The organism is Pseudomonas sp. LBUM1645, from assembly GCF_059716185.1.
In genome coordinates this window covers 2,286,634-2,309,346 of the sequence record NZ_CP166811.1, presented here as the reverse complement: position 1 = coordinate 2,309,346, position 22,713 = coordinate 2,286,634, and the positions used below count along the sequence as shown (strand labels likewise).

The 22,713-nt window shown below is 59.4% G+C and carries 21 protein-coding genes; 9 read left to right on the top strand and 12 right to left on the bottom strand.

The annotated features are described in order from the left end of the window. Positions 1-112 precede the first annotated feature (112 nt). The 3 genes from ACA079_RS10265 to ACA079_RS10255 form a co-directional block, all read right to left on the bottom strand. Positions 113-3,787, bottom strand: coding sequence for a translocation/assembly module TamB domain-containing protein (locus ACA079_RS10265; protein ID WP_497703363.1), 3,675 nt, complete (start codon positions 3,785-3,787; stop codon positions 113-115). Next, positions 3,784-5,511 carry an autotransporter assembly complex protein TamA gene (locus ACA079_RS10260; protein WP_497703362.1) on the bottom strand — a complete coding sequence of 576 codons (1,728 nt, stop codon included), beginning with the start codon at positions 5,509-5,511 and terminating at the stop codon, positions 3,784-3,786. Before ACA079_RS10260 ends, ACA079_RS10265 begins: the two co-directional genes overlap by 4 nt. A 65-nt stretch (positions 5,512-5,576) precedes the next feature. Next, positions 5,577-6,227 (bottom strand): GNAT family N-acetyltransferase, encoded by a 651-nt coding sequence (locus ACA079_RS10255; protein ID WP_046047485.1) that lies wholly within the window; start codon positions 6,225-6,227, stop codon positions 5,577-5,579. A gap of 297 nt (positions 6,228-6,524) precedes the next feature. Between ACA079_RS10255 and xthA the strand changes: the two genes are divergently transcribed. Beyond that, positions 6,525-7,337: an exodeoxyribonuclease III gene (gene xthA, locus ACA079_RS10250; RefSeq protein WP_095128964.1), complete on the top strand. Its 813-nt coding sequence runs from the start codon at positions 6,525-6,527 to the stop codon at positions 7,335-7,337. Positions 7,338-7,489: 152 nt separating this feature from the next. After that, positions 7,490-8,830 carry a substrate-binding domain-containing protein gene (locus ACA079_RS10245; protein WP_497703361.1) on the top strand — a complete coding sequence of 447 codons (1,341 nt, stop codon included), beginning with the start codon at positions 7,490-7,492 and terminating at the stop codon, positions 8,828-8,830. 160 nt (positions 8,831-8,990) lie between these two features. Here the strand turns inward: ACA079_RS10245 and ACA079_RS10240 are convergent, their stop codons facing one another. From ACA079_RS10240 to ACA079_RS10230, 3 genes are all read right to left on the bottom strand, one after another. Continuing rightward, the gene (locus ACA079_RS10240; protein WP_497703360.1) at positions 8,991-9,509 is read right to left on the bottom strand and encodes an ankyrin repeat domain-containing protein; all 519 of its coding nucleotides are present in this window, start codon (positions 9,507-9,509) and stop codon (positions 8,991-8,993) included. A gap of 111 nt (positions 9,510-9,620) precedes the next feature. Next, positions 9,621-11,459, bottom strand: a complete 1,839-nt coding sequence (locus ACA079_RS10235; protein WP_497703359.1) for a long-chain-acyl-CoA synthetase — start codon at positions 11,457-11,459, stop codon at positions 9,621-9,623. Continuing rightward, complete coding sequence (locus ACA079_RS10230) at positions 11,456-11,662, bottom strand: hypothetical protein (RefSeq protein WP_497703358.1); 207 nt, start codon at positions 11,660-11,662, stop codon at positions 11,456-11,458. Before ACA079_RS10230 ends, ACA079_RS10235 begins: the two co-directional genes overlap by 4 nt. A gap of 142 nt (positions 11,663-11,804) precedes the next feature. Here ACA079_RS10230 and ACA079_RS10225 point away from each other — a divergent pair, with 142 nt between their 5' ends. Beyond that, positions 11,805-12,083, top strand: coding sequence for a DUF3509 domain-containing protein (locus ACA079_RS10225; protein WP_497272347.1), 279 nt, complete (start codon positions 11,805-11,807; stop codon positions 12,081-12,083). Positions 12,084-12,350: 267 nt separating this feature from the next. On the opposite strand, the gene mtnC is transcribed toward ACA079_RS10225, so the two are convergent. Genes mtnC through aroC form a run of 5 tightly spaced genes read right to left on the bottom strand, consistent with a single transcriptional unit; the run spans position 12,351 to position 16,499 of the window. After that, the gene (gene mtnC, locus ACA079_RS10220) at positions 12,351-13,034 is read right to left on the bottom strand and encodes an acireductone synthase (RefSeq protein ID WP_497703357.1); all 684 of its coding nucleotides are present in this window, start codon (positions 13,032-13,034) and stop codon (positions 12,351-12,353) included. A gap of 4 nt (positions 13,035-13,038) precedes the next feature. Continuing rightward, complete coding sequence (locus tag ACA079_RS10215) at positions 13,039-13,584, bottom strand: 1,2-dihydroxy-3-keto-5-methylthiopentene dioxygenase (protein ID WP_497703356.1); 546 nt, start codon at positions 13,582-13,584, stop codon at positions 13,039-13,041. Between the two features lie 20 nt (positions 13,585-13,604). Continuing rightward, positions 13,605-14,231, bottom strand: a complete 627-nt coding sequence (locus ACA079_RS10210; protein ID WP_223433590.1) for a methylthioribulose 1-phosphate dehydratase — start codon at positions 14,229-14,231, stop codon at positions 13,605-13,607. Then, positions 14,228-15,373: an MFS transporter gene (locus ACA079_RS10205; RefSeq protein ID WP_415768210.1), complete on the bottom strand. Its 1,146-nt coding sequence runs from the start codon at positions 15,371-15,373 to the stop codon at positions 14,228-14,230. The genes ACA079_RS10210 and ACA079_RS10205 overlap by 4 nt, the downstream gene beginning before the upstream one ends. A gap of 34 nt (positions 15,374-15,407) precedes the next feature. Beyond that, a complete protein-coding gene (gene aroC / locus ACA079_RS10200; protein WP_223528431.1) occupies positions 15,408-16,499 on the bottom strand; it encodes a chorismate synthase in 1,092 nt (363 codons plus the stop codon). Between the two features lie 83 nt (positions 16,500-16,582). Between aroC and ACA079_RS10195 the strand changes: the two genes are divergently transcribed. Further along, complete coding sequence (locus tag ACA079_RS10195; protein ID WP_415768208.1) at positions 16,583-17,581, top strand: alpha/beta hydrolase; 999 nt, start codon at positions 16,583-16,585, stop codon at positions 17,579-17,581. A 366-nt stretch (positions 17,582-17,947) separates the two neighbouring features. Beyond that, positions 17,948-18,739 carry a hypothetical protein gene (locus ACA079_RS10190; RefSeq protein WP_497703355.1) on the top strand — a complete coding sequence of 264 codons (792 nt, stop codon included), beginning with the start codon at positions 17,948-17,950 and terminating at the stop codon, positions 18,737-18,739. Positions 18,740-18,843: 104 nt separating this feature from the next. On the opposite strand, the gene prmB is transcribed toward ACA079_RS10190, so the two are convergent. Next, positions 18,844-19,752: a 50S ribosomal protein L3 N(5)-glutamine methyltransferase gene (gene prmB / locus ACA079_RS10185; RefSeq protein ID WP_129436943.1), complete on the bottom strand. Its 909-nt coding sequence runs from the start codon at positions 19,750-19,752 to the stop codon at positions 18,844-18,846. Between the two features lie 237 nt (positions 19,753-19,989). On the opposite strand from prmB, the gene ACA079_RS10180 reads away from it, so the two are divergent. The 4 genes from ACA079_RS10180 to ACA079_RS10165 all read left to right on the top strand — a co-directional run bounded on the left by ACA079_RS10180 (position 19,990) and on the right by ACA079_RS10165 (position 22,469). Beyond that, on the top strand, positions 19,990-20,580 hold the full coding sequence (locus ACA079_RS10180; RefSeq protein WP_497703354.1) for a cysteine hydrolase family protein: 591 nt from the start codon (positions 19,990-19,992) through the stop codon (positions 20,578-20,580). 131 nt (positions 20,581-20,711) lie between these two features. Then, the gene (locus ACA079_RS10175) at positions 20,712-21,032 is read left to right on the top strand and encodes a hypothetical protein (protein ID WP_497272332.1); all 321 of its coding nucleotides are present in this window, start codon (positions 20,712-20,714) and stop codon (positions 21,030-21,032) included. 75 nt (positions 21,033-21,107) lie between these two features. Then, the gene (locus ACA079_RS10170; RefSeq protein ID WP_056740389.1) at positions 21,108-21,665 is read left to right on the top strand and encodes a Smr/MutS family protein; all 558 of its coding nucleotides are present in this window, start codon (positions 21,108-21,110) and stop codon (positions 21,663-21,665) included. Positions 21,666-21,734: 69 nt separating this feature from the next. Then, positions 21,735-22,469 carry an XRE family transcriptional regulator gene (locus tag ACA079_RS10165; RefSeq protein ID WP_497703353.1) on the top strand — a complete coding sequence of 245 codons (735 nt, stop codon included), beginning with the start codon at positions 21,735-21,737 and terminating at the stop codon, positions 22,467-22,469. The last annotated feature ends 244 nt before the right edge of the window (positions 22,470-22,713 follow it).

Genomic DNA, 22,713 nt, shown 5'->3' with positions numbered 1-22,713 from the left:
ATAAATGGCGGGCTGCAAAAGCAAAAAGATCGCAGGCTTCGCCAGCTCCTACAGGGTTTTGTGTACACCTGTAGGAGCTGGCGAAGCCTGCGATCTTTTGATCTTGAAAGGACTAAAAATCCCGCTTGTAGAAGATATCCAGCGAACTGGCCACGCCGCCCGCTGCTTCGAGGTAGACCTTCTTGCTCAGCTTGTAACGCAACGCAATGGTGTTGGCCGGCTCGAACACGCCAACGCCATAACGCAGGCTGAGCTTCTCGGAGATATTGCCGCTGGCCACCACGCTGGTGGCGTTGCCGCTGCCCTGGGTATCGAGCTGGAAGTCCTGAATGCCCAGGTTCTTGGCCAACCCGCTGGTCACCCCCGAACTGCCCATCAAGCCCAACCCGAGGGCCGCTTGAGCCAGCATGTTGTTGTCCTCACCGCTGGTGCTCAGCGGACGCCCCAGCACCAGATAGGACAACGCCTGCTCCTGACTCATCGCCGGCTCGGAGAAGATCTGTGTGGTCGGCTGTTCGGCGCTACCGCTCAGGCGAATGCCGGCGATCACGTCGTCGGTCTGGCGAATCGCTTCGATGTCCAGATACGGCTGATCGATCGGGCCGGCAAACAGCAAACGCGCCCGGCGCACGGTCAATCGCTGACCGTAGGCACGGTATCGCCCATCGTTGAGCCACAGCTCGCCGCGGGTGTCCATGTTGTCGCCGATGTGCACATGACCTTGCAGGTTGGCGGTCAGGCCAAACCCGGCAAAGCTGAGTTTGTCCTGACCGACCACCACATCGATGTCCATCGCCATGGCCATCGGGGGTTTACCCTCTTCGGTCTGCTGGCCGACGATCACCGTGTCATCGGACACCTTGACCGTCGATGGCGGCAACTCGCGCACGGTGATCTCGCCTTTCGGCACCAGCACCTTGCCGACGATCGCCAGTTTGTCGTCCTTCACCGAAATCTTCAGGTCCGGCGCCATTTCCAACTTGGCATACGGCTCGACGGTGACGGGTAATTGCGTGCCTTTGAGCGCCAGATCCACCACCAGCGCCTGACCCCAGGCGATGTTGCCGCTCAAGGTGCCCTGCCCGGTCTTGCCACTTTTCCAGCCGCCGTTCAATTGCACGGTTTCGCCAGCGATCACGGCTTGAAGTTGCAGCGCTTCGAGGTCCATCGGCAGTTCAGGCCCGGAAATCTCGCCGTCGCTGAGCAGCAGATTGCCGTTGACCTGAGGTGCCAGCAGCGTACCTGCAAGCGTGCCGCTGCCATTCAAACGACCGGTCAGTTTCTCGACCATCGGCACAAACGGCCGCGCTACCGACAGGTCCAGTCCATTCAAACGGAATGAGCCGGTCAGTGGTTTGTCCTTCGGTAACGGATTGATCTGCGCCTGGAGCATAAGCTCACCGAGCTTGCCACCGACGAAATTGAGGTCAGTGTCGATGCGCTTGGGCGTGAGTTTGCTGTTCAGTTTCAGAGTCTGGTACGGGAAGTCCAGCCACTGGTCCTTCTCCTTGATGCGCAACGTGCCGCCGCTGGCATCGACGCTGATCTGGCCGTTCGGGCCGCTGGCCGGCAGGTCCAGTTGCAGGTCGGCGTTGAGTCGTCCTTTCCAGGCGAAATCCTTGGGCAACCACTGCGCCAGGCTGTCGATCGGGAATTGTTTGAGGTGATAACGCAGCTTCGGCTCAGGCATCAGGCGCTGATCCTCACCGCACAGGCTGGCCGGGCCGGACGCCCAGCAATGGGCGCCAAAATTGATCTTGCCGTCCGCCAGCCGTTCAAGCTTCGCCGGACCTTGCAGCTTCCAGTCCTGCCCCCCGGCCTGGATATCGCCGCTGGCCAGACGCCCGCGCCAATTGCCTTTGTCCAGATTGCCGTCGAGGCCGAGCGCGAGTTTCAGCTTCGGCCCTTGCAGGTCGAGGGTGAGTTTCTGGTTTTTGATATCGCCCTGGCCGCTGGCGGTCAGCGTCCCCAGTGACGTCTCACCGGCCTGAATGCCGCTGCCCTTGAGGTCGATTTTCGCGCGTTGCGCGCTGTCGAGAGTGGCGTCCAGATTCAGGCTTTGCAGTCGATTGTCTTCGAACGCCAGTTGCGTGCCTTGCAGCCCGAGCTTGCCTTGCGGGGCCTTGAGCGTCCCGGCGACATCGACGCGACCATTGAGCTGGCCGCGCAGTTGCGGCCACAGCTGGGCCAGGCGCGGCAGCTTGATATCGATCTGGCCGGCGAGCTTCTGTTGCAAGCTGCCCTTGCCGTTGATGCTGTTGTCGCCGAGGCGAATTTGCAGCGCGTTGAGGTTCCATTGTTCACCACCGCCATCGGCTTTGGCCTGGATCACTGCCGGTTGGCCGCGCAGTTTGCCTTTCAAATCCAGGTCGGCGGTCAGGCTGAGTTTTTCATTCTTCATCTCGCCTTTGCTGCGCAACGGTCCGGCCAGGATGCCCGGCAACTCCGCCACCCAGTACGCCGGGTTGATCGCCGACAGGTCCAGCGCCGTGTCCCAGGCAATGCCGTCGGCGAATTGCAGGTTCAGGTGCCCTTCGGCCTTGCCCTGCCCGGCTTCGAGTTGAATTTGTTGCAGGTAGATTTTCGTCAGGTCGCCGCTGAACGGGCTGGTCAGGCTGAACGCCCCGGCCGGGCCGTCGAGTGCGGCTTTGAAGCTGCCGAGGTATTTGCCGTCGGTGTAGGAGACTTCACCGTTGAAGCTGCGCAACGCCACTTCTGGCTCGTCGATCAGCGGATAGAGGCGATGCCACGGGAAATCCAGCCAATCGATTTTTGCATCGGCACTCAGGCCTTTGCTCCAGTCGAGGTTGCCGGTGAGTTTTAGGCTTTGCTTGTCGTTGGCCGTGAGGTCCAACCCGGCGATCTGAGCGCCGTTGGCGTCGACCTTGCCTTGCAGCAACAACGCGACCGGACCAAGTTCTGCGGGCAACGTGGCTTTGCCGAGCAACTGGTAACCGTTTTTCAGGTCGCCGTCGCCGGTGAGTTCCAGTTGGTTGAGTTGCAGCGTGTCCGGCAGATCGGCGCTGGCCTTGAAGCCGTCAGCGGTGATCCGCACCTTGGCCGGCAGGTTTTCCGCAAGCGGCTGCAGTTCACCGGTCAATTGCCCGTTGAGGTAACCACTGCTGCCGGCTTTCAGGTTCAGGGTTTTCAGCAGATCGCCGTCGACCTTCAGGGCCAGCGTCCAAGGCCCGGTGCCGGGGGCTGGCAGGGTCAGTTTGCCTTCGGCCTTGAGCGGCCAGTTACCGCTGGGTTGCAGCAGGCCTGAAAGATTCAGACTCAGGTCATCCCTTTGCAACTGAACGGAATCGATCTGCAAACCGTTGGCCGTCCAATGCGCCGCCAGTTGCAGGCCCTTGAGTTCTTCGCTGCCGTTGAACATCAGGCTGCCAACCTGGACGTCGCCCAACTCGATGGCCAAGGGCAACTTCAGATCCGGCAACTCGATATCGCCGCTGGTGTCTTCATCGGTGCCGGGCGGAAATTGCAGGCTGACCTGATCGGCCTTCAATTGCTCGATGCACAGGGTCATGCGCGTCAGGCACAGCGGCGACCAGGCGAAAATCACCTTGTTCAGCTCGACGCGGCTGCTGTCCTGCTGCCACAGCACATGGTCGGCACTCCACTGTCCGCCCAACCGCCCCTGGAAATTCTCGACGGTCAAACCTGGCACAAACCCCAGCGCCCAACGACTGCCCGTCGCCGTGCCCAGCACTGTGGCCACGGTCAGGACGACCAGCATCAGCAGCGCCAGAATCGCCAGCAGCGTTATTTTCAAACCACGATTCACAGCTCAGGCCCCATGGAAAAGTGCAGTCGAATGCCGCCGTCGTCGTCCATCGCATGGGCCAGGTCGAGGCGTATCGGCCCTACCGGCGAAACCCATCGCACGCCGATACCGACGCCGGTCTTGAGGTCCGGCAGTTCGAGGGTGTTGAAGGAGTTGCCTTGGTCGATGAAGGTCGCGACCCGCCATTTTTCGGCGATGGAGTACTGATACTCGACACTGCCAGCGACCATATAACGGCCACCGATGCGGTCGCCCTCGGAGTTTTCCGGGGACAAGCTCTGGTAGTCGTAGCCGCGCACGCTCTGATCGCCACCGGCGAAGAAGCGCAGCGACGGCGGCACCGATTTGTAGCCATTGGTGGCGCTGCCGCCAACCTGCACCCGACCGAGGAAGCGGTGTTTGTCGAAGACCGTGGTCAAGCCTTTCACCAACGCGGTGCCATAAAGCAAGTTGGTGTCGGAGCCCAAACCTTCCTTGGCCACTTTGGTCTCGAATTCCAGGCGATAGCCGTTGTGCGGGTCAATGCGGTTATCACTTTTCAGGTAGGAATAGCTGACGCCAGGCATCAGCAACGTGCTGAGCCCCGAGTCGTCACCGAGCCTGTATTCCTCGCGCTGCCACTTGAGCGACACCACTCGCTGCCAACCGCTGGGCAGCTTGCTGTGCCACTCGGGGCCGATGGTCAGCAGTTTGCTGAGGGAGTCCTTGTCGGCAATTTCTTCGTTCTGATAGCCACCGGCGAACCGCAGCTTGTCGGTCAGTGGCGGGTCCAGGGGAATGTCGTAGAACACACCGACGTTCTGCCGGGGCGCCGAGACTTCGGTCTCCCAGCCATAGCTGTGCCCCTGAGGGTTGACCCAGTGCCGGGTCCAGTTGGCCTTGATCCGTGGGCCGACGTCGGTGGAATAACCCAGCCCCAGGCCCATAGTCCGTGGTTTGCGGGTTTCGAGTTTGACGTCCACCGGGATCACGTCGTTCTTGGACGCCGTCGGCGCCGCATCCACCCGCACGCTTTCGAAATAGCCGCTCGATTGCATCGCCTGATTAAGCTCGGCGATCAGTTCGGAGTCATAAGGCGCGCCCGTCTTGAATGGCACCATGCGCCGCAGCAGGTCTTCGTCGAACGGCGTGTCACCTTCAAAACTGACCTTGCCCAATGAATAACGCGGGCCGCTGTTGTAGATCAGTTCGATGTCGGCGACGCCGGCTCGCGGGTCGACCGATAATTTCTGGCTGCTGAAATAACCACTGAAGAAGCCATAGCGCGAGGCCTGATTCTGAATCAGGCGCTTGGCGTCTTCGTAATGGCCATGGTTGAGCACTGCGCCGGTTTTCAGCGAATCGCTTTTGGGTACACGAAAGGATTTGAGGGTGGCGGCCGGGCCGTCGATGCGAATAGTGACGTTGCGCAAATGCACCGGCTCGCCGGGATCGATGTTCAGCACCAGGCGCGGCGTCTTGCCGCCCTTCACATCCGAGTCGATCTGCGGTTGGTAGTAACCCAAAGCCTGCGCGGCCTTGCGTGCCTGTTCTTCGGCGCCACGACTGAAGCGCAGCAAGGCCTCCTCGTCACGATCGCCGAGGCTGCCGATATAGCCCTCTATATTGGCTTTCAGTTCATCGTTGGACGGTTTGATCCGAACATCCAATTCACTTTGCGCCAGCGCCGCGCAGCTGGTAATCAGCATCAGCACGCCGCTGGTAATTCTTCCTGGAAACTTCATAGGCGCGGATGCTATCACGAGCTTGGGAGCGTGATAGAGCCTGGCGTGCGCTGAAAGTTCTACCTTTATGCCGTTGCTGTTTGTAACACCTGCGGATTGGCGTGGAAAAACACGTGTTCGCGAATCGGTCCTACGGCGACCTCACCGATTTCCTCATAGCCCTGACGCTTATAGAACTCCAGATAACGAGGATTCCCAGTATCGAGGATTACGCCCTCGGAGTGTTCATCCACTGCGCACCAGTTATGCACCGCTTGCAGCAATTGTTCGCCAAAGTGCTTGCCCTGGAATTGCGGATGAACTCCCAGCAATGGCAGCAGGTGCACCGAGTCAGACGGCACGCAAGCCATCACGGCATCGTGATACTCGAGATAACGTCGGGTGCAGCGAAACCCGGTGCTGAGCACCATGCGCAGACGCCAGGCCCAACTTTCAGTGATGCCCAGGCGACGTTGCGGCGGCGCGATCAGCGCGATGCCGATCAACCGGTCGTTGACCAGCAGGCCGATGGCCGGCAAGTCCTGAAGAAAATGTTGTTTGACCAACTCGCGCACGGTGGCGCGGACCCGCTGTTCATAACCGGGACGTTCCGCTTCGAACAGGTAGCCGAACGTCGGCTCATGCCGGTAAGCCTGGTACAACAGCGAACGTGCTTCGCGGGAATAGCCGCTGTCGAGCATGTGAATGTCGGCGATGACGGTCGAGGTTTCGGGCATAACGGTATTTCTCCCCTGGCACAGGTCAGATGACTGCGCTCTTATTGGTACGAGCCTATAAGCAGCGGCACAGTTCCTTGCTGATCCAAATCAGCATGGGTGCTTATGCCGTCTTCGCGAGCAGGGTCGCTCCCACAAAGGTATAGACCAGACTCATTACCTGTGGGAGCGAGCTTGCTCGCGATGGCGTCCTTATTGTCGACACAAGACCTACCGCCACACACGAATCCCCTCACCCCACACTGGCCCCATTCCTACATGTCAGCTAGCATCGCCCTTTTGCTAGGACTGCCGACCATGAAGATCGTCTCCTTCAACATCAACGGGCTGCGCGCTCGCCCCCATCAGCTGGCGGCGCTGATCGAAAAGCATCAGCCAGACGTGATCGGACTGCAGGAAACCAAGGTTCACGACGACCAATTCCCGCTGGCCGAGGTTCAGGCGCTGGGCTATCACGTGTATTTCCACGGTCAAAAAGGTCATTACGGCGTGGCCCTGCTCTCGCGTCAGGAACCTATCGCGCTGCACAAAGGTTTCGCCACCGATGAAGAAGACGCTCAGCGCCGCTTCATCTGGGGCACGTTCGCCGACGCCAATGGCGTGCCGGTGACCATCATGAACGGCTATTTCCCACAGGGCGAAAGCCGCGATCACCCGACCAAGTTCCCGGCCAAGGAACGCTTTTACAGCGATCTGCAGCAATTGCTGGAAAGCCAGTTCAGCAACGATCAGCCCGTGGTAGTAATGGGCGACGTGAACATTTCCCCGGAAGACTGCGACATCGGTATCGGCCCGGACAACATGAAACGCTGGCTGAAAACCGGCAAATGCAGCTTCCTGCCGGAAGAACGCGAGTGGATGGCCCGTTTGAAGAACTGGGGCCTGGTGGACAGCTTCCGTCACTTGAACCCGGAGGTGGCCGACCGTTTCAGCTGGTTTGACTACCGTAGCCGCGGTTTTGAGGATGAGCCCAAGCGTGGGCTGCGGATTGACTTGATCATGGCTTCCCACGGGTTGTTGCCACGCGTGAAGGATGCGGGTGTGGATTACGAATTGCGCGGGATGGAAAAACCGTCGGATCACGCGCCGATCTGGCTTGAATTGAGCTAAAAGCAAAAGATCGCAGCGTTCCGCAGCTCCTACAGGGTGTACTCCGACCCATTGTAGGAGCTGCGGTACGCTGCGATCTTTTGATCTGTCATCTTTCAGAAACCTTACTGACTTATTCTCCCGGCACTTCCTTTGGCTTATAAGGTGCTGGCATGACGCTGCGCGTGTTGTTCCTGTTGATGCTGTGCGCCTGGCTGCCGCTGACCGCTTCGGCTGGTGATTTGCCGACGCCCGAGTCTGGCCCGGTGTTGCGCATCCAGGGTTCCAACACCATTGGTGCGGCATTGGGCCCGGCGCTGGTTGAGGGGTTAATGCGCGAACAGGGCCTGCTCAAGGTTCACAGCGAGGCCCCGGACAAAGCCAACGAACTGCGCGTCATCGGCGAAACCGCTCAGGGCCGCCGGGTCGCGGTGGACATCGCGGCCCACGGCTCCAGCACCGGCTTCACCGCCCTGAAAACCGCCACCGCCGACCTCGCTGCTTCCTCCCGCCCGATCAAGGACAGCGAACGGACAGACCTTGCACGCTTGGGCGACTTTAAAAGCGCCGGCGCCGAGCAAGTCATCGCCATCGATGGTCTGGCGATCATTGTTCATCCGCAAAATCCGCTGAGTGAACTGAACACCGAACAACTGGCGCGAATCTTCAGCGGCGAGGCAAAAACCTGGGAAGAACTCGGCGGCACCGGTGGGACGATTCATCTTTATGCGCGGGATGACCAATCGGGCACCTATGACACGTTCAAGGAATTGGTCCTCAGCCGTCGTGGGAAAACGCTGAGCAGCGCTGCGAAACGGTTCGAATCCAGCGAGCAATTGTCCGACGCGGTCAGCCTCGACCCGCAAGGTATTGGCTTCATCGGCCTGCCTTACGTGCGTCAGGCCAAAGCCGTGGCGATTGCCGACGGCCAATCCCAAGCCATGTTGCCGCTCAACAGCCTGATTGCCACGGAAGACTATCCGCTGTCGCGCCGGCTGTTCTTTTACCTGCCGCCCAACGGGAAAAATCCCTGGGCTGACGCACTGGTGGCGTTCGCCCAAAGCAGCAAGGGTCAGGCGATTGTCGCGGCCAATGGTTTTATCGCCCAGACCGTCCAGGCCATGACCGTCACACCGAATGCGTTAATGCCGGAGGGTTATCAAGCGCTCAGCCGTCACGCCCAGCGACTGACGGTGAATTTTCGTTTCGAAGAAGGCAGTGCGACGCTGGACAACAAGGCCCGGCAGGACCTGTCGCGTGTGCTCGACTATATAAAGCAGCGCGAGAAAACCAATCGGCAGGTAACGCTGGTGGGTTTTGGCGACGCCAAGAGTGATCCGGCGCGCGCCGATCTGCTGTCGAAACTGCGCGCCATGGCGGTGCGGCGGGAACTGGTGAAAAGCGGTGTGGTGTTTCGCGAGATTCGTGGTTTTGGCGCCGAAATGCCAGTGGCGGCCAATAGCGCGGATGAGGGGCGAATCAAGAATCGACGGGTTGAGGTGTGGGTGTATTGAGAGACTTCGGCTCGAGACTTGAGTGTATGACAAACCTGTGGCGAGGGAGCTTGCTCCCGCTGGGCTGCGTAGCGGCCCCAAAAATCTGGTAGCTATGCCGATATTTGTGAGTGCTGCGCACTCAAGCGGGAGCAAGCTCCCTCGCCACAAAGAGCGGGAATCAGCCGAGCAATTTCTCAAGCTGCGCCGTGGTGTCCACCGCGCCCATGGTCTTGGCGGCATCCAGCGCAGAGACGCCATTGGCATCCTTGGCTTTCGGGTCGGCGCCTTTGCTGATCAGGTAGTCGACGATTTCAACGCGATTGAACATCGCCGCCATCATCAGCGCCGTGCGACCGTCGAAGGACGAACCTTCCACTTGCGCGCCGCCTTCAACCAGTGCCTTGACCACCGCCAGGTCACCCTTGAACGCCGCGCCGGCAATCGGGCTCTGGCCGTTGTCGTTGCGGATTTCCGGGTCGGCCTTGTGTTCGAGCAGGACTTTTACCGTCTCCACATGGCCGTGGTACGCGGCCAGCATCAGCAAGGTGTCGCCCTTGTGGTTACGCAGATTCGGCGGCAGGCCCTTGGTCAACAGCGCAGCCATCATGGCCGCATCGCCCTCGCGCGCTTTGTTGAATACCTGTTCGGCAAATTCAGCGGCTTCTTCGGGGGTCATCTGGCGGCTTTGGTCTGTCATTGGGCACTCCACGTTCGGTTATTCGCAAAGCCGACAGTTTCCCGAGCAGCCCCGAGGCTGTCACTTCTTTTTTCTCATGGAAGGCCATAGCCACATTCAATAGCGCTGCATTCAATAACGAAAAGCGCCGCCGTGAATATCCGCCAGCAACTGCGGAGTGACCTGCACGTAAGTCTGGGTCCCCGGCAGCCAGGCATAGATCGGATCATCGCCGGTTCTACCGGGGTCGAAGGCTTCGTCCTTGAGGCGGGTCTTCTGGTATTTGAAGGTGCCGGTGGTCTCCATTTTCACTTTCACTCGCAGAAACAAAGGCACCGCATAAGCGGGCATTTGCTCCCGAGCGAAAGCCAGCAGTTCACTGAAATCCAGGGTCGCCAGGGACTCCGCTGGCGTAATCGCCGCCATCCCCGCACGCCCGTTGGTGTTGCGGATTTCCACGCCATAGGCCACGGCTTCGGAAATAGTCGGGTGTTGCAAAAGGATGTTCTCGACCTCGGTGGTCGAGACGTTTTCGCCCTTCCAGCGGAAGGTATCTCCCAGCCGGTCAACAAACTGTGCATGACCGAAACCGATGTTGCGCAGCAGGTCACCGGTATTGAAGTAACGGTCGCCCTTCTCGAACACGTCGTGCAGCACAACCTTTTCGGTCTTCTGCGGATCGGTGTAACCGTCGAGCGGCGCCTTGTCGTCGATTTTCGCCAGCAACAGCCCCTGCTCGCCTTTCGCGACTTTGCGCATGAAGCCCTTGGCATCCCGAATCGGCGCACCGCTGTCGTGGTCATACGCCGCCAACTCCCATGACATCAGGGAAAAACCGACGGTGTTATCAAAGTTGAGGATGTTGGTGAAACCGATGTTGCCGTCGCTGGCGGCGTAGAGCTCGCAGATGTGATTCACCGCAAAACGTGTCTTGAACTCGCGCCACGCGCCGGGGCGCAGGCCATTGCCGATCATCTTCGTCACGCTGTGCTGGCTGTCGTCGGCGCTGGGCGGTTGATCCACGAGGTAGCGGCACAATTCGCCGACGTAACCGAGGGTGGTCGCGCGGTACTTGCGCACATCGTTCCAGAATTGACTGGCGCTGAACTTGCGGCGAATCGCAAAGCCCGAGGCGCCACTGATCGCCGAACCCCAGCACACGCACAACCCGGTGGCGTGATAGAGCGGCAAGGTGCAATAGACGACATCCTCCGGGCGCATATCCAGAGCGATCAGCCCGAAACTTGCGGAGCTGCGCATCCAGCGTCCGTGTTTGAACACCCCGGCCTTGGGCAAGCCGGTGGTGCCAGAGGTGTAGATATAGAAACAAGGGTCGTCGAAAAATACCTGCTGACTGCTGGCGGGGTTGGCGCTGGAGCTGTCGGCACTGGCGGTCATCAGGTTGATGAACCCGTCGGGCGCAATGCCCGGATGGGTGAAGGTGTCTCGATCAGCGACGAACCAGGTGCGCGCCGCGTCGATCGACACCCGTTCGCGCACCGCCGAAAACGCCGGGATCAGCTCTTCTCCGACGATGATCGCCGCGGGTGCCACCAGGTTCAGGCTGTGAGCCAGGGTATCGCGGGTTTGCGAGGTATTGAGCAAGGCACTAATCGCGCCGACCTTGGCCACCGCCAGAATCGTCACCAGCAGTTCCGGGCGATTCTCGATAAACACCGCCACCACATCGCCCTTGCGGATGCCTTGGGCAATCAGATGATGGGCAATGCGATTGGCCCATTGGTTGACCTGCGCATACGTCAGCGCCACCTCGCCCTGCAGCAATGCCGGACCATCGGGATTGCGCAACGTCGCTTGCTCGAAGCTCCAGCCCAGGCCGCACGGTTGGGTCGGGTCCTTGACGTTGGCGGCTTTCATGCCCTTCACCACGCGAGGAATGGCTTTGGCAATGGAAGGCAGCTTGCGGAGCATCATGCCCCAGGTAATCGTGTCGTGCGGCGTGCGGCTCATGGTTGCTCCCGGTCGATCTTTTTTATTGTTCGGGCGGCGTTGATTGAGGCCGAAAATACGTCAGCGGTTCCTGAGCTGTACACGCGGTTTTTGAAATGATTTGTATCCACGTCTGCGGCATTTGAAATCGTGAGCTTGCGCCGGGCAATTGGTTCCATCGAATCGATGTCGACCACGCAAAATGCAGGATGCACGATGGCCATTCATGCAGATTGCACGAAAGTGCAAAAACACTGAAAAACTAACCAATTGATATATAAGGACTTTTAAAAAATCAGGTGCTGGCACAATCACTGCAACTACCTCTGCATGCTTGCCATTCAAGAGCTAACGGAGCTGATAGACATGAACCTGATCCAAGAAAAATTTTCGTCCCTGTTCTCCAACTTCGAAGTGAACACCCAGCCACGTCCGGACGGCGGCATTCTGCTGACCTTGAGCAGCACCGACGGCAAAGTCTTCAAACGCTCGATTTCCTACCAGCAATTGCATGCGGGAGATCAGCTGTCCTGGGTGATCAGTGCCATTCGCCGTGACATCGCCGAACAGGCCAGCGAACTGCCGCAGATTTCCATGCTGCAAAGCCAGCAACGGTTTGCCCTGCCGACGTATCACTCGGTGTAAACCGTTCCAATGCTGTAAACAAACAGGCCGTGAGAGCTTTCGCTTCACGGCCTGAGTTGTTTCTGACGGTACGTAATCCCTGATCCCTGATCCCTGATTCCTGATTCCTGATTCCTGATTCCTGATTCCTGATTCCTGATTCCTGATTCCTGATTCCTGATTCCTGTAGGAGCTGAGCTTGCTCGCGATGGCGGTGGATCAGTCAACATTAATGTCGCCTGATCCACCGCCATCGCGAGCAAGCTCAGCTCCTACAGGGTTATGTGGTTACAGGGTAGATGGGTTGATCCGTTCAAAGCTGTTCACCGTCACATGCCCCGCCAACTCCCCGCCCTCTCGGGCCAGCCCGCACGTCGCCATTCCCGCCGTGCGCGCCGCGTCCAGTTCCTCGACGATGTCGGACAGAAACAGGATCTGCGAAGCGTCCAGGCCAATGGCCTGGGTAATGCGCTCGTAGGACTTCGCTTCACGCTTGGGCCCCGAGGTGGTGTCGAAATAGCCACTGAACAGTGGTGACAGATCCCCCGCTTCCGAGCAGCCAAAGATCAGCTTTTGAGCCTGGATCGAACCGGACGAATAAACAAACAGTTTGAAGCCGTCCTGATGCCAGCGTTTGAGCGCTTCAACGGCGTCCGGGTAAACGTGGCCTTTCAACTCCCCGGCCTGATAACCCTGCTCCCAGACCATGCCTTGCAACGCTTTCAGCGGCGTGGCTTTGCGGTCTTCGGCGATCCAGCCCAGAAGAATGTCGATGACCCGCTCGACGTCGGCGTTCGGCTCGTTGGCATCCCGGCGAACGGCACCCAGTTGCTCGGCAACATCCGCACGCTCGGCGTGTTGGCGAACAAACTCCGGCAGGTGCTTGGCGGCGTAGGGAAACAGCACGTCGAACACAAAACTCACCGCGCTCGTAGTGCCTTCGATGTCGGTGAGAATTGCTTTGATCGGCATCGCCTCAGTCCTCAAGGCGCGGGAAGCGACTGGCGATGTCATCGCCGGTGAAGTTGGCCACCCACCCTTCAGGGTTGTTGAACAGTCGGATCGCAATAAAGTGCGGATGTTCGCCCATGTCGAACCAGTGCGGGGTGCCGGCCGGCACCGTGATCAGGTCGTTTTTCTCACAAAGCACCGCGTAGATGTAATCGTCGATGTGCAGGGTGAACAGCCCACGACCAGCGACGAAAAATCGTACTTCGTCTTCGCCATGGCGATGTTCGTCGAGAAACTTGGCGCGCAATTCGGCTTTTTGCGGGTGATCGCTGTTAAGGCTGATCACATCGACGGTGATGTAACCGCGTTCGGTCATCAGCTTGTCGATTTGCTCCTGGTACGCGGCGATCACTTCTTCCTGGCTGGCGCCAGGCTGGATTTTCGCCGCGGCTTGCCAACGGTCGAAACGCACGCCCTGCTCGGCCAGGGTCGAGGCGATGTCTTCGAAATGCGTCAGCACCTTGTTAGGCAAGTCAGGGCTTGAGACGTGGTAAACGGACAGGCTGCTCATCAGGGCAACTCCTTAACGGTTCATGCTTTATGGTTCGAGACCGAGCGCATCTTCAACTCGCACTCGAACAAAAATTCAAAGGCTTCGATCTGCCGCAGCGCATCGCTCATGCGCGCGCCCCAGGTGTAGAGACCGTGGCCGCGGATCAGGTAGCCGACGCAATCGGGATGCGCTTCAAGCCAAGGCTGCACCTTGGCGGCAAGGCGCGCAATGTCTTGATCGTTGTCGAAAATCGGCACACGTACCCGGGATTCGTGGGTCGACACACCACTGAAGGCTTTTTGCAGTTCGTAGTCTTCGAACTCGATGAAATCTTGCGGCGTCAGGCGCGACAGCACCGTGGCGTTCACCGAATGCGTGTGCAGCACCGCGCCGATTTCCGGGCGCCAGTTGTAGAGTTGGGTGTGCAGCAGGGTTTCGGCGGACGGTTTTTTGCCCGGTTCCAGGCTGTTGCCGGACAGATCGGTAGCCAGCACATCGTCGGGGCCGAGTTGGCCTTTGTGCTTGCCGGACACCGTCAGCAGCGCTTCAGTCGGCGACAGGCGCGTCGAGTAGTTGCTGCTGGTGGCCGGCGACCAGCCGCGGCCATACAGAAATCGCCCGGCATCGATGATTTCCTGGGCGAGGTGCTCACGGGTGAGGCTCATGGCCTGTCCTCTTGCATACGTGTGGCAATGATAACGGCTGCCGCGAAGGCTGCGAGGCTGGCAATACTAAAGGTCAATGCGGGGCCGAGGGCATTCCAGCTGTAGCCGGAATACAACGCGCCCAGTGCGCCACCGGTACCGGCCAGTGCGGCATACAACGCTTGGCCCTGCCCTTGTTGGCGCGCGCCGAAGCTACGTTGCACGAACTGGATGGCAGCCGCGTGAAAGCTGCCGAATGTCGCCGCGTGCAGTACCTGGGCAAACAACAGCACCCAAAGAAATTCAGCGAACGAACCGAGCAACAACCAACGCAACGCCGCCAGCAGAAAACTCGCCAGCAGCACCCGTCGCACAGAGAAACGCGCGAGGATCTTGCTCATGGCCAGAAACATCAAGACTTCGGCGACCACACCGACCGCCCAGAGCACGCCGATCAGCCCACGGCTGTACCCGAGTCGCTCCAGGTGCAAGGTCAGAAAGGTGTAATAAGGACCGTGGCTCATCTGCATCAGCGCCACGCAACCGTAAAACGCCAGCACCCCGGGATTGCGCAATTGCTTGAGAAACCCATCTCCCGCAATTCGATTGCCCTGAGCCGGTTGGGCGTTCGGCACCCACAAACTGCTGACCACGATCCCGGCCATGATCAGCACCAGCGCCACCGGATAGATATCCAGGCTCAACCACTCGAACAACCGACCAAGCGCGACCACGGTGATGATAAAGCCGATGGAACCCCACAGGCGGATCTGACTGTAACGGTTAGTCTGACCCTGCAAGTGCGCCAACGTGATGACTTCGAACTGCGGCAACACCGCGTGCCAGAAGAACGCGTGTAACGCCATGACCATCGCCAGCCAGGCATAGGTTTTACTGACGAAAATCAGCGAAAACGTCAGCAGCGTGCAGACCGCACCGAAGCGCACGATGGCCAGGCGTCGGCCGGTGTAATCACCGAGCCAGCCCCAGATGTTCGGCGCCACGCAGCGCATCAGCATCGGGATCGCCACCAGCTCGCCGATGCGCGCGCTGGAAAAGCCCAGGTGATCGAAGTACAGCGCCAGAAACGGCGCTGTCGAACCGAGCAAGGCGAAATAGAACAGATAGAAACTGGAGAGCCGCCAGTACGGGAGCGCCGCCACCGTCGTCAGACCGCAGCGGCTGTGAGGTCAGCCATTAAAGCTGACCCAGCACCGGCGTGCTCACGCGCACGTCCAGGTTCTGCCCACGATGACGCAACAGGTGATCCATCAGCACGATGGCCATCATCGCTTCGGCGATCGGTGTAGCGCGGATGCCGACGCACGGGTCATGACGACCCTTGGTGACGACTTCCACCGGGTTGCCATGGATGTCGATGGAACGGCCCGGCGTGGTGATGCTCGAGGTTGGCTTGAGCGCGAGGTGCGCGACGATCGGCTGACCCGACGAAATGCCACCCAAAATGCCGCCCGCGTTGTTGCTGAGGAAACCTTGCGGGGTCATTTCATCGCGGTGTTCGGTGCCACGCTGGGCAACGCTGGCGAAACCGGCGCCGATTTCCACGCCTTTGACCGCGTTGATGCTCATCAGCGCATGGGCCAATTCGGCGTCAAGGCGATCGAAGATAGGCTCGCCAAGGCCCGGCATTACGCCTTCAGCGACTACGGTGATCTTCGCGCCAACCGAATCCTGGTCGCGGCGCAACTGGTCCATATAGGCTTCCAGTTCCGGGACCTTGTCCGGATCAGGGCTGAAGAAAGCGTTCTCTTCCACCGAATCCCAGGTCTTGAACGGGATTTCGATCGGGCCGAGTTGGCTCATGTAGCCACGAATGACGATGCCCTGAGTGGCCAGGTATTTTTTCGCGATCGCACCGGCGGCCACGCGCATGGCCGTTTCACGGGCAGAACTGCGACCGCCGCCACGGTAATCGCGCTCGCCGTATTTGTGGTGATAGGTGTAGTCGGCGTGGGCCGGGCGGAACAGGTCCTTGATCGCCGAGTAGTCCTTGGACTTCTGGTCGGTGTTGCGGATCAGCAGGCCGATGGCGCAACCGGTGGTGCGCCCTTCGAACACGCCGGAGAGGATTTCGACTTCGTCGGCTTCCTGGCGCTGGGTGGTGTGGCGGCTGGTGCCGGGTTTGCGGCGATCCAGGTCACGCTGCAGATCCTCCAGAGAGATCTCCAGGCCCGGCGGGCAGCCGTCGACAATGGCGACCAACGCCGGACCATGGCTTTCGCCCGCGGTGGTGACAGTGAACAGCTTGCCGTAGGTATTGCCGGACATGCAGGACGCTCCGTGAATTCGAACCAAATACGTAATGCGCGCCAGTATACGCAGGCTACCCAACTAGTTCATCCTCGAACCTTATGGGTGCCTGCGAGTCCAACCGGCATCTTGTTCATGATGGCGTGATGATGCTGCGAGTTATAGCCTTGAGCCTTACCCTGTTTACCGGCTTTGTACAGGCCACTGTCCTGCAACGCCCGATCACGTTGGACACCGGCACCGGCGAGCTTTTCGGCTCGTTATTGCTGCCCAAGTCCGACACGCCGGTACCGGTTGTCCTGATCATTTCCGGCTCCGGTCCTACGGATCGTGACGGAAACAACCCCGACGGCGGACGCAACGACAGCCTCAAGCGTCTTGCTTGGGTACTGGCCAAACACAACATCGCCAGCGTGCGTTATGACAAACGCGGCGTGGCGGCGAGTCTTGCGGCGACCCCGGACGAGCGCAATCTGTCGGTGGAAGCCTATGTGGCCGACGCCGAGGCCTGGGGCCACAAGCTCAAATCAGACCCGCGCTTTGGCCAACTGATCCTGCTGGGCCACAGCGAAGGCGCCTTGATCGCCAGCCTCGCGGCGCCGAGCCTGGATGCCGCCGCGGTCATCTCCATGTCCGGCAGCGCCCGGCCGATCGATCAAGTGCTGCGCCAACAATTGAGCAATCGCCTGCCGCCACCGTTGATGCTGCGCAGCAATGAACTGCTCGACAGCCTCAAGGCCGGCCACACCGACGACAACGTGCCGCCGCAGCTGCAGGTGATTTTCCGCCCGAGCGTGCAGCCGTATCTGATTTCATTGTTCCGCCAGGACCCGGCGGCGGCGTTTGCCAAGTTGAAGATGCCGGCGCTGATCATCCAGGGCAGCAATGACATCCAGGTCGGCGTCGGTGACGCCAAGCTGTTGAAGGCCGCCAAACCGGACGCCGAGCTCGCGCTGATCGAAGGCATGAACCACGTGATGCGCATCGTGCCCAACGATGTAAAACGGCAATTGGCCTCTTACAAAGATCCGCAATTGCCTCTGGCGGCCGAACTCGGCACGCGAATCCTCGGGTTTATTGACGGACTTCGCACCAGTTAAGCGGTGTAGGGGGCGCTCTCAACTAGTTTTCACGCCGCGTTGTCGCCTTAAAGCGGGCCAGGCAAGGCGCAGGCCGCTGGTAATGGTTTTTCCCTTTCCAAGGCCTGCAACGCAGGCTGGCCCGCTTTAAGGCACAACCCGAAGGGCCGGGCCTGCTGTTGTGCAGGGCTGCGTTGCTCGAAGCTTATTTGGAATGACCAAACCACGCTTCTCGCGCCTTGCCCTGCACAACAGCAGACCCGGCGCGGCGTGAAAACTGGTTGAGAACGCCCCCTAGCCCTCCAGTCCTGAAAAAAACGGCCGATAAGCCTTTGTCGCCAGCGCTATGACTGGCGGCAAGCAGAGCTTGGACAGGATCTCGCCGTTATGACTGATACCCAGACTTCACCCGACACCACTGCTGAAAAAGACGCACCACCAGTGGTCGAGCTGCCGTGGGCGGACGTCCACGCCGAGCACCACAAAATGCTCCGTCTGGCGCCATTGCAAACCGACCGCAACACCGGTGGACGGCCGCTGCGCTTTGTTGAGTTCGGTTATGCCGAGCGCAACAACAAGGAACACAGCCTGATGCGCATGAGCATTGCGCTGCCCAGCCAGCGCGTGCGCAAGGAACAGAATCATCTGGACGTGTGGGTCGATCACGCCACCAAGCGCGTGCATTTCGGGCCTGACAGCGGTTTGCAGATCGAACCGATGAACCGTGGCATCGGTCGCTACATGGCCGCTCAGGGCATTACCTGGGCGAAAAAGAGATGGCCCGGCTACACCGTCGACGGCACCGACCTGAACAACAAGGATGCACTGAACGAAGACACTCGCCTGCGCCGCGATCACTTTTTGCGGATGCATGGTTTCGATGTGATCTACGCCGACGCCCAGCATTTGAAGGGCAGCGTCAAAGAAGTGCAGGTCGGCGACCTGTTGGGTGACTGGAGTACGGAAAAACTGCAGGTCGTGGAAATTCTTGAGGCGGCGCAGATGCTCCAGCAAGCCGAGCAAAATCTCGCCGAGCAGGAAGTCAAACTCAAGAAACACGAAGAAAAGGTCAGCAAGTACAAGCGCGAAGACGCCGGACTGCGCTTTACCATTACCTGTCTGGTGGCGTTTGCGGTGTTTCAGGCGGGGTTGTTGATCTGGATTGCCACGCACCGGTAATCGGTGTCGAACCCAAAAAGATCGCAGCCTGCGGCAGCTCCTACAGGGTTATGTGTACACCTGTGTAGGAGCTGCCGCAGGCTGCGATCTTTTGCTTGTAAGAGTCAGACGCGGGAAGCGAACAGCGCCTGATGATCACGGCACTGTTCCGCCGTCAGCATGAACACGCCATGCCCACCGCGCTCGAAATCGAGCCAGGCGAAGTCGACTTCCGGGTACAGCGCGTCGACGTGAACCTGGCTGTTGCCCACTTCGACAATCAGCAAGCCCTTCTCGGTCAGGTGATCCGCCGCTTCGGCGAGCATGCGACGCACCAGGTTCAAACCATCATCACCGCAAGCCAGGCCCAGCTCCGGTTCGTGCTGGTATTCGTCCGGCATGTCGGCGAAATCTTCCGCATCGACGTAAGGCGGGTTCGACACGATCAGGTCGAAACGCTGACCCGGCAAACCATCAAATCCATCGCCCTGAACCGTGTACACCCGCTCATCGACGCCATGGCGCTCGATGTTCTGGTTGGCCACTTCCAGCGCTTCGAACGACAGATCGGCCAGTACCACTTCGGCGTTCTGGAACTCGTAGGCACAGGCGATACCGATGCAGCCCGAACCGGTGCACAGGTCGAGAATCCGCGCAGGCTCGGCGCCCAGCCACGGCTCAAAACGTTTTTCGATCAGCTCGCCAATCGGCGAACGCGGGATCAATACGCGCTCATCGACAATGAACGACATGCCGCAAAACCACGCTTCACCCAACAGGTAGGCGGTAGGAATGCGTTCTTCGATACGGCGCTTGAGCATGCGTTGCAGCTTGACCAGCTCGTCTTCTTCAAGATTGCAGTCGAGGTAGCTGTCGGCGATTTCCCACGGCAAGTGCAAGGCACCCAACACCAACTGACGCGCTTCGTCCCAGGCGTTGTCGGTCCCATGGCCGAAAAACAGATCCTCCCCATGGAAGCGGCTGACGGCCCAACGGATATGGTCACGCAGGGTACGAAGTCGGGAAGTGATCACGGGCAAACTCCAAAAAAAACGACTGGCGATTCTAACAGCCAAAACGCGTCTCGACGACGCGGGAAAACTACCGGGGCGAATGTAGGACTATTCTATTTATTCGGTCGGCTATTGAACAAAACGGGCCTATTGACAAGGCTGCGAGCCAGCAAAGACGGCACCTACGATGGTAGCGATTCACAGAAGCGCTCAGCCAGAGGACAATGTCGCAAAAGCCCCACCCGAAGGAGCCCCAGAATGTCCGTTCCAAAAACGATGTTTCAACTCAGCGGCCGCGGTTATGCAGCAGCCGTTCTGAGCCATGCGACCCTTGTCATCATCGATGCCCAGAAAGAATATCTCAGCGGCCCGTTGGCCCTGAGCGGCATGGATGCTGCCGTCGCGAACATCAAGCAACTGGTGGCCGCTGCCCGTGCAGCCGGCCGGCCGATCGTCCATGTCCGCCACCTCGGCACCGTCGGTGGGCTGTTCGATCCACAAGGTGAGCGTGGTGAGTTCATCCCCGGGCTGGAACCACAGGGCGACGAAACCATCATCGGTAAATTGCTACCGAGTGCGTTCCACGGCACCGAACTGCTGGAACGCCTGCAGAATCTCGGTTCGCTGGACTTGATCGTATGCGGTTTCATGAGCCACTCCAGCGTCAGCACCACGGTGCGCGCCGCGAAGAACCTGGGCTTTCGTTGCACGCTGGTGGAAGACGCCTGCGCGACACGCGACCTGCCTTACAAGGGCGGCGTATTGAGCGCAGAGCACATTCAGCAGACCGAAATGGCGATCATGGCGGACAACTTTGCCACCCTCGCCCTGACCCAGGCTCTGATTTGATCAGCGCTCGATGAGCGGTCCATGCCGCCGCTCATCCGCAAAAGCCTATCATTTGCTGTAATTGTCTTAGCCTCAGGAACATCCCGGTCAACTCCCGGTCGAAGGGCCGATACCCATTGAGGAAGGTCGGAATGAAGTTATCCGATGGTTTTGACGCTCGCCGCTTGCGGCCCAAAGGCCAACGCAACTGGCGTTTTCGAATCGGCGCGGCATTTGCCGCCTTGCTGTCGATGTGCGGTGTGTTGCTGGCGATGGCAGGCATAGCCAGCCTGCTCGGCCACGCACCCGCCCTGGGCGAGTTGAATACCAACCGGGTCGGTTCGGCAGTGATTCTGGCGATTGGCCTGTTCGTGCTGTACATCGGCGTGTGGCTGTGGCGTCGCTGCCGTCGCCGCTCGCGGCAGTCGCAAGCGCTGAACATCTCCCCGCATTTGATGAAAAAGCACGACTGAGCCGAGCGTTGCGCGTTTTCTCGCGCCCCATTCGCCTCGAGTTGGGTAAACTGGCCGCCCTTCGCGGAGGCTGACATGCAAGACGACGATTTTTCCCTGTTCAAAAGCGCGATCCAAGGCGTCAAGCCGATCAAACACGATCGCGCCGAAACCGGCAAACCCAAAGCTGACCGCGCACAAATCGCCAAGTTGCGACAAGCCGCTACCGTACGCACTGATGCCACCACCGTTGACGGGCTGTCCGATCAGTTCGTCATCGATGTTGGCCCGGAAGACGAGCTGATGTGGGCGCGTGACGGTGTTCAGGAAAGCCAGATGCGCAAGCTCAAGATCGGACAGATCCCGTTCGAAGGCAGCCTTGACCTGCATGGCATGAACGTGGAAAAGGCTCGGGAAACCCTCTGGGCGTTTCTGGCCGAAGCGACCAAATTCGAAATCCGCTGCGTGCGCGTCACCCACGGCAAGGCTGTGCGTCTGGACGGTAAGCGGCCGATGATCAAAAGCCACGTCAACACCTGGCTGCGCCAACATTCACAAGTGCTCGGCTTCACCTCGTGCCAAGCGAAACACGGCGGCGCCGGAGCGGTTTACGTGATGCTCAAACGGACCATGATGGAAGGTCGCGACGAATAAAGCGGTCACCTGGCAAATTATCGGCATAACGATTTGCAATGATATGGGAGCTCCCGTAATACTCCGCAGATGGAATTTAAAGAACGACTCAAAGCAGCCCGCCAACACGCCAAGCTTAATCAGACCGAGCTTGCCGAGCGCGCAGGCCTGACGCAAACCTCAATCTCCGACCTAGAGCGCGGGAAATCGAAGGCAACAGCCTTTGCTGCCCAGATCGCTTCAGCGTGTGGCGTTTCACCGATGTGGCTGGCTGAAGGTGTCGGTGACATGCTTAAAGGCGTGTCCGATGCTGCTCCGTTGAATCGACCCCCTCCAAGCGTTTCAATGTCAGACATCCAGCCTTGGGACGACAGCACGCCCCTGGATGACGACGAGGTTTATGTCCCCTTCCTGCGTGAAGTTGAGCTGGCGGCCGGTTCAGGCCGTTTCGTGATCGCAGAAAACGACAGCGCCAGGCTGCGCTTCTTCAAGAAAGACCTGCGTCACAACAACGTGCAGTTCAACAACGCCAAGTGCGTGGTGGTGAGCGGAAACAGCATGCTCCCGGTACTACGCGACGGCGCTACCGTTGGCATGAACGTCGGAAAGAACTCGCTGGGCGACATCGTCGACGGCGACATGTACGCGATCAACCACAACGGCCAGCTCCGCGTGAAACAGCTCTACCGACTGCCCAGTGGTATCCGCCTGCGCAGCTTCAACCGTGACGAGCATCCGGACGAGGACTACACCTTCGCCGAGATCCAGGAGCAGCAGATTGCGATCCTGGGTCATGTCTTTTGGTGGGCCATGTATTCGCGGTGAACTGAGTTGCGGTGATTCGACGCCCCATCCAAAAGAAGCCCGCCAAGCGCGGGTTTTTTTTTGCACCTGAAATATAGTCGCGGAATAAAATATGGGAATACCCATTGACTCAAAATATGGGAACACCCATATTTGCATTCAAGCCAACGGAAAATCGATCGGAAGCTGCCAGGCATCACTTCTGCCCATTCACTGAGTGGGCAGTGGGATGTAGGCCTGCATCAAACGCAAGGCTCACCAGAGC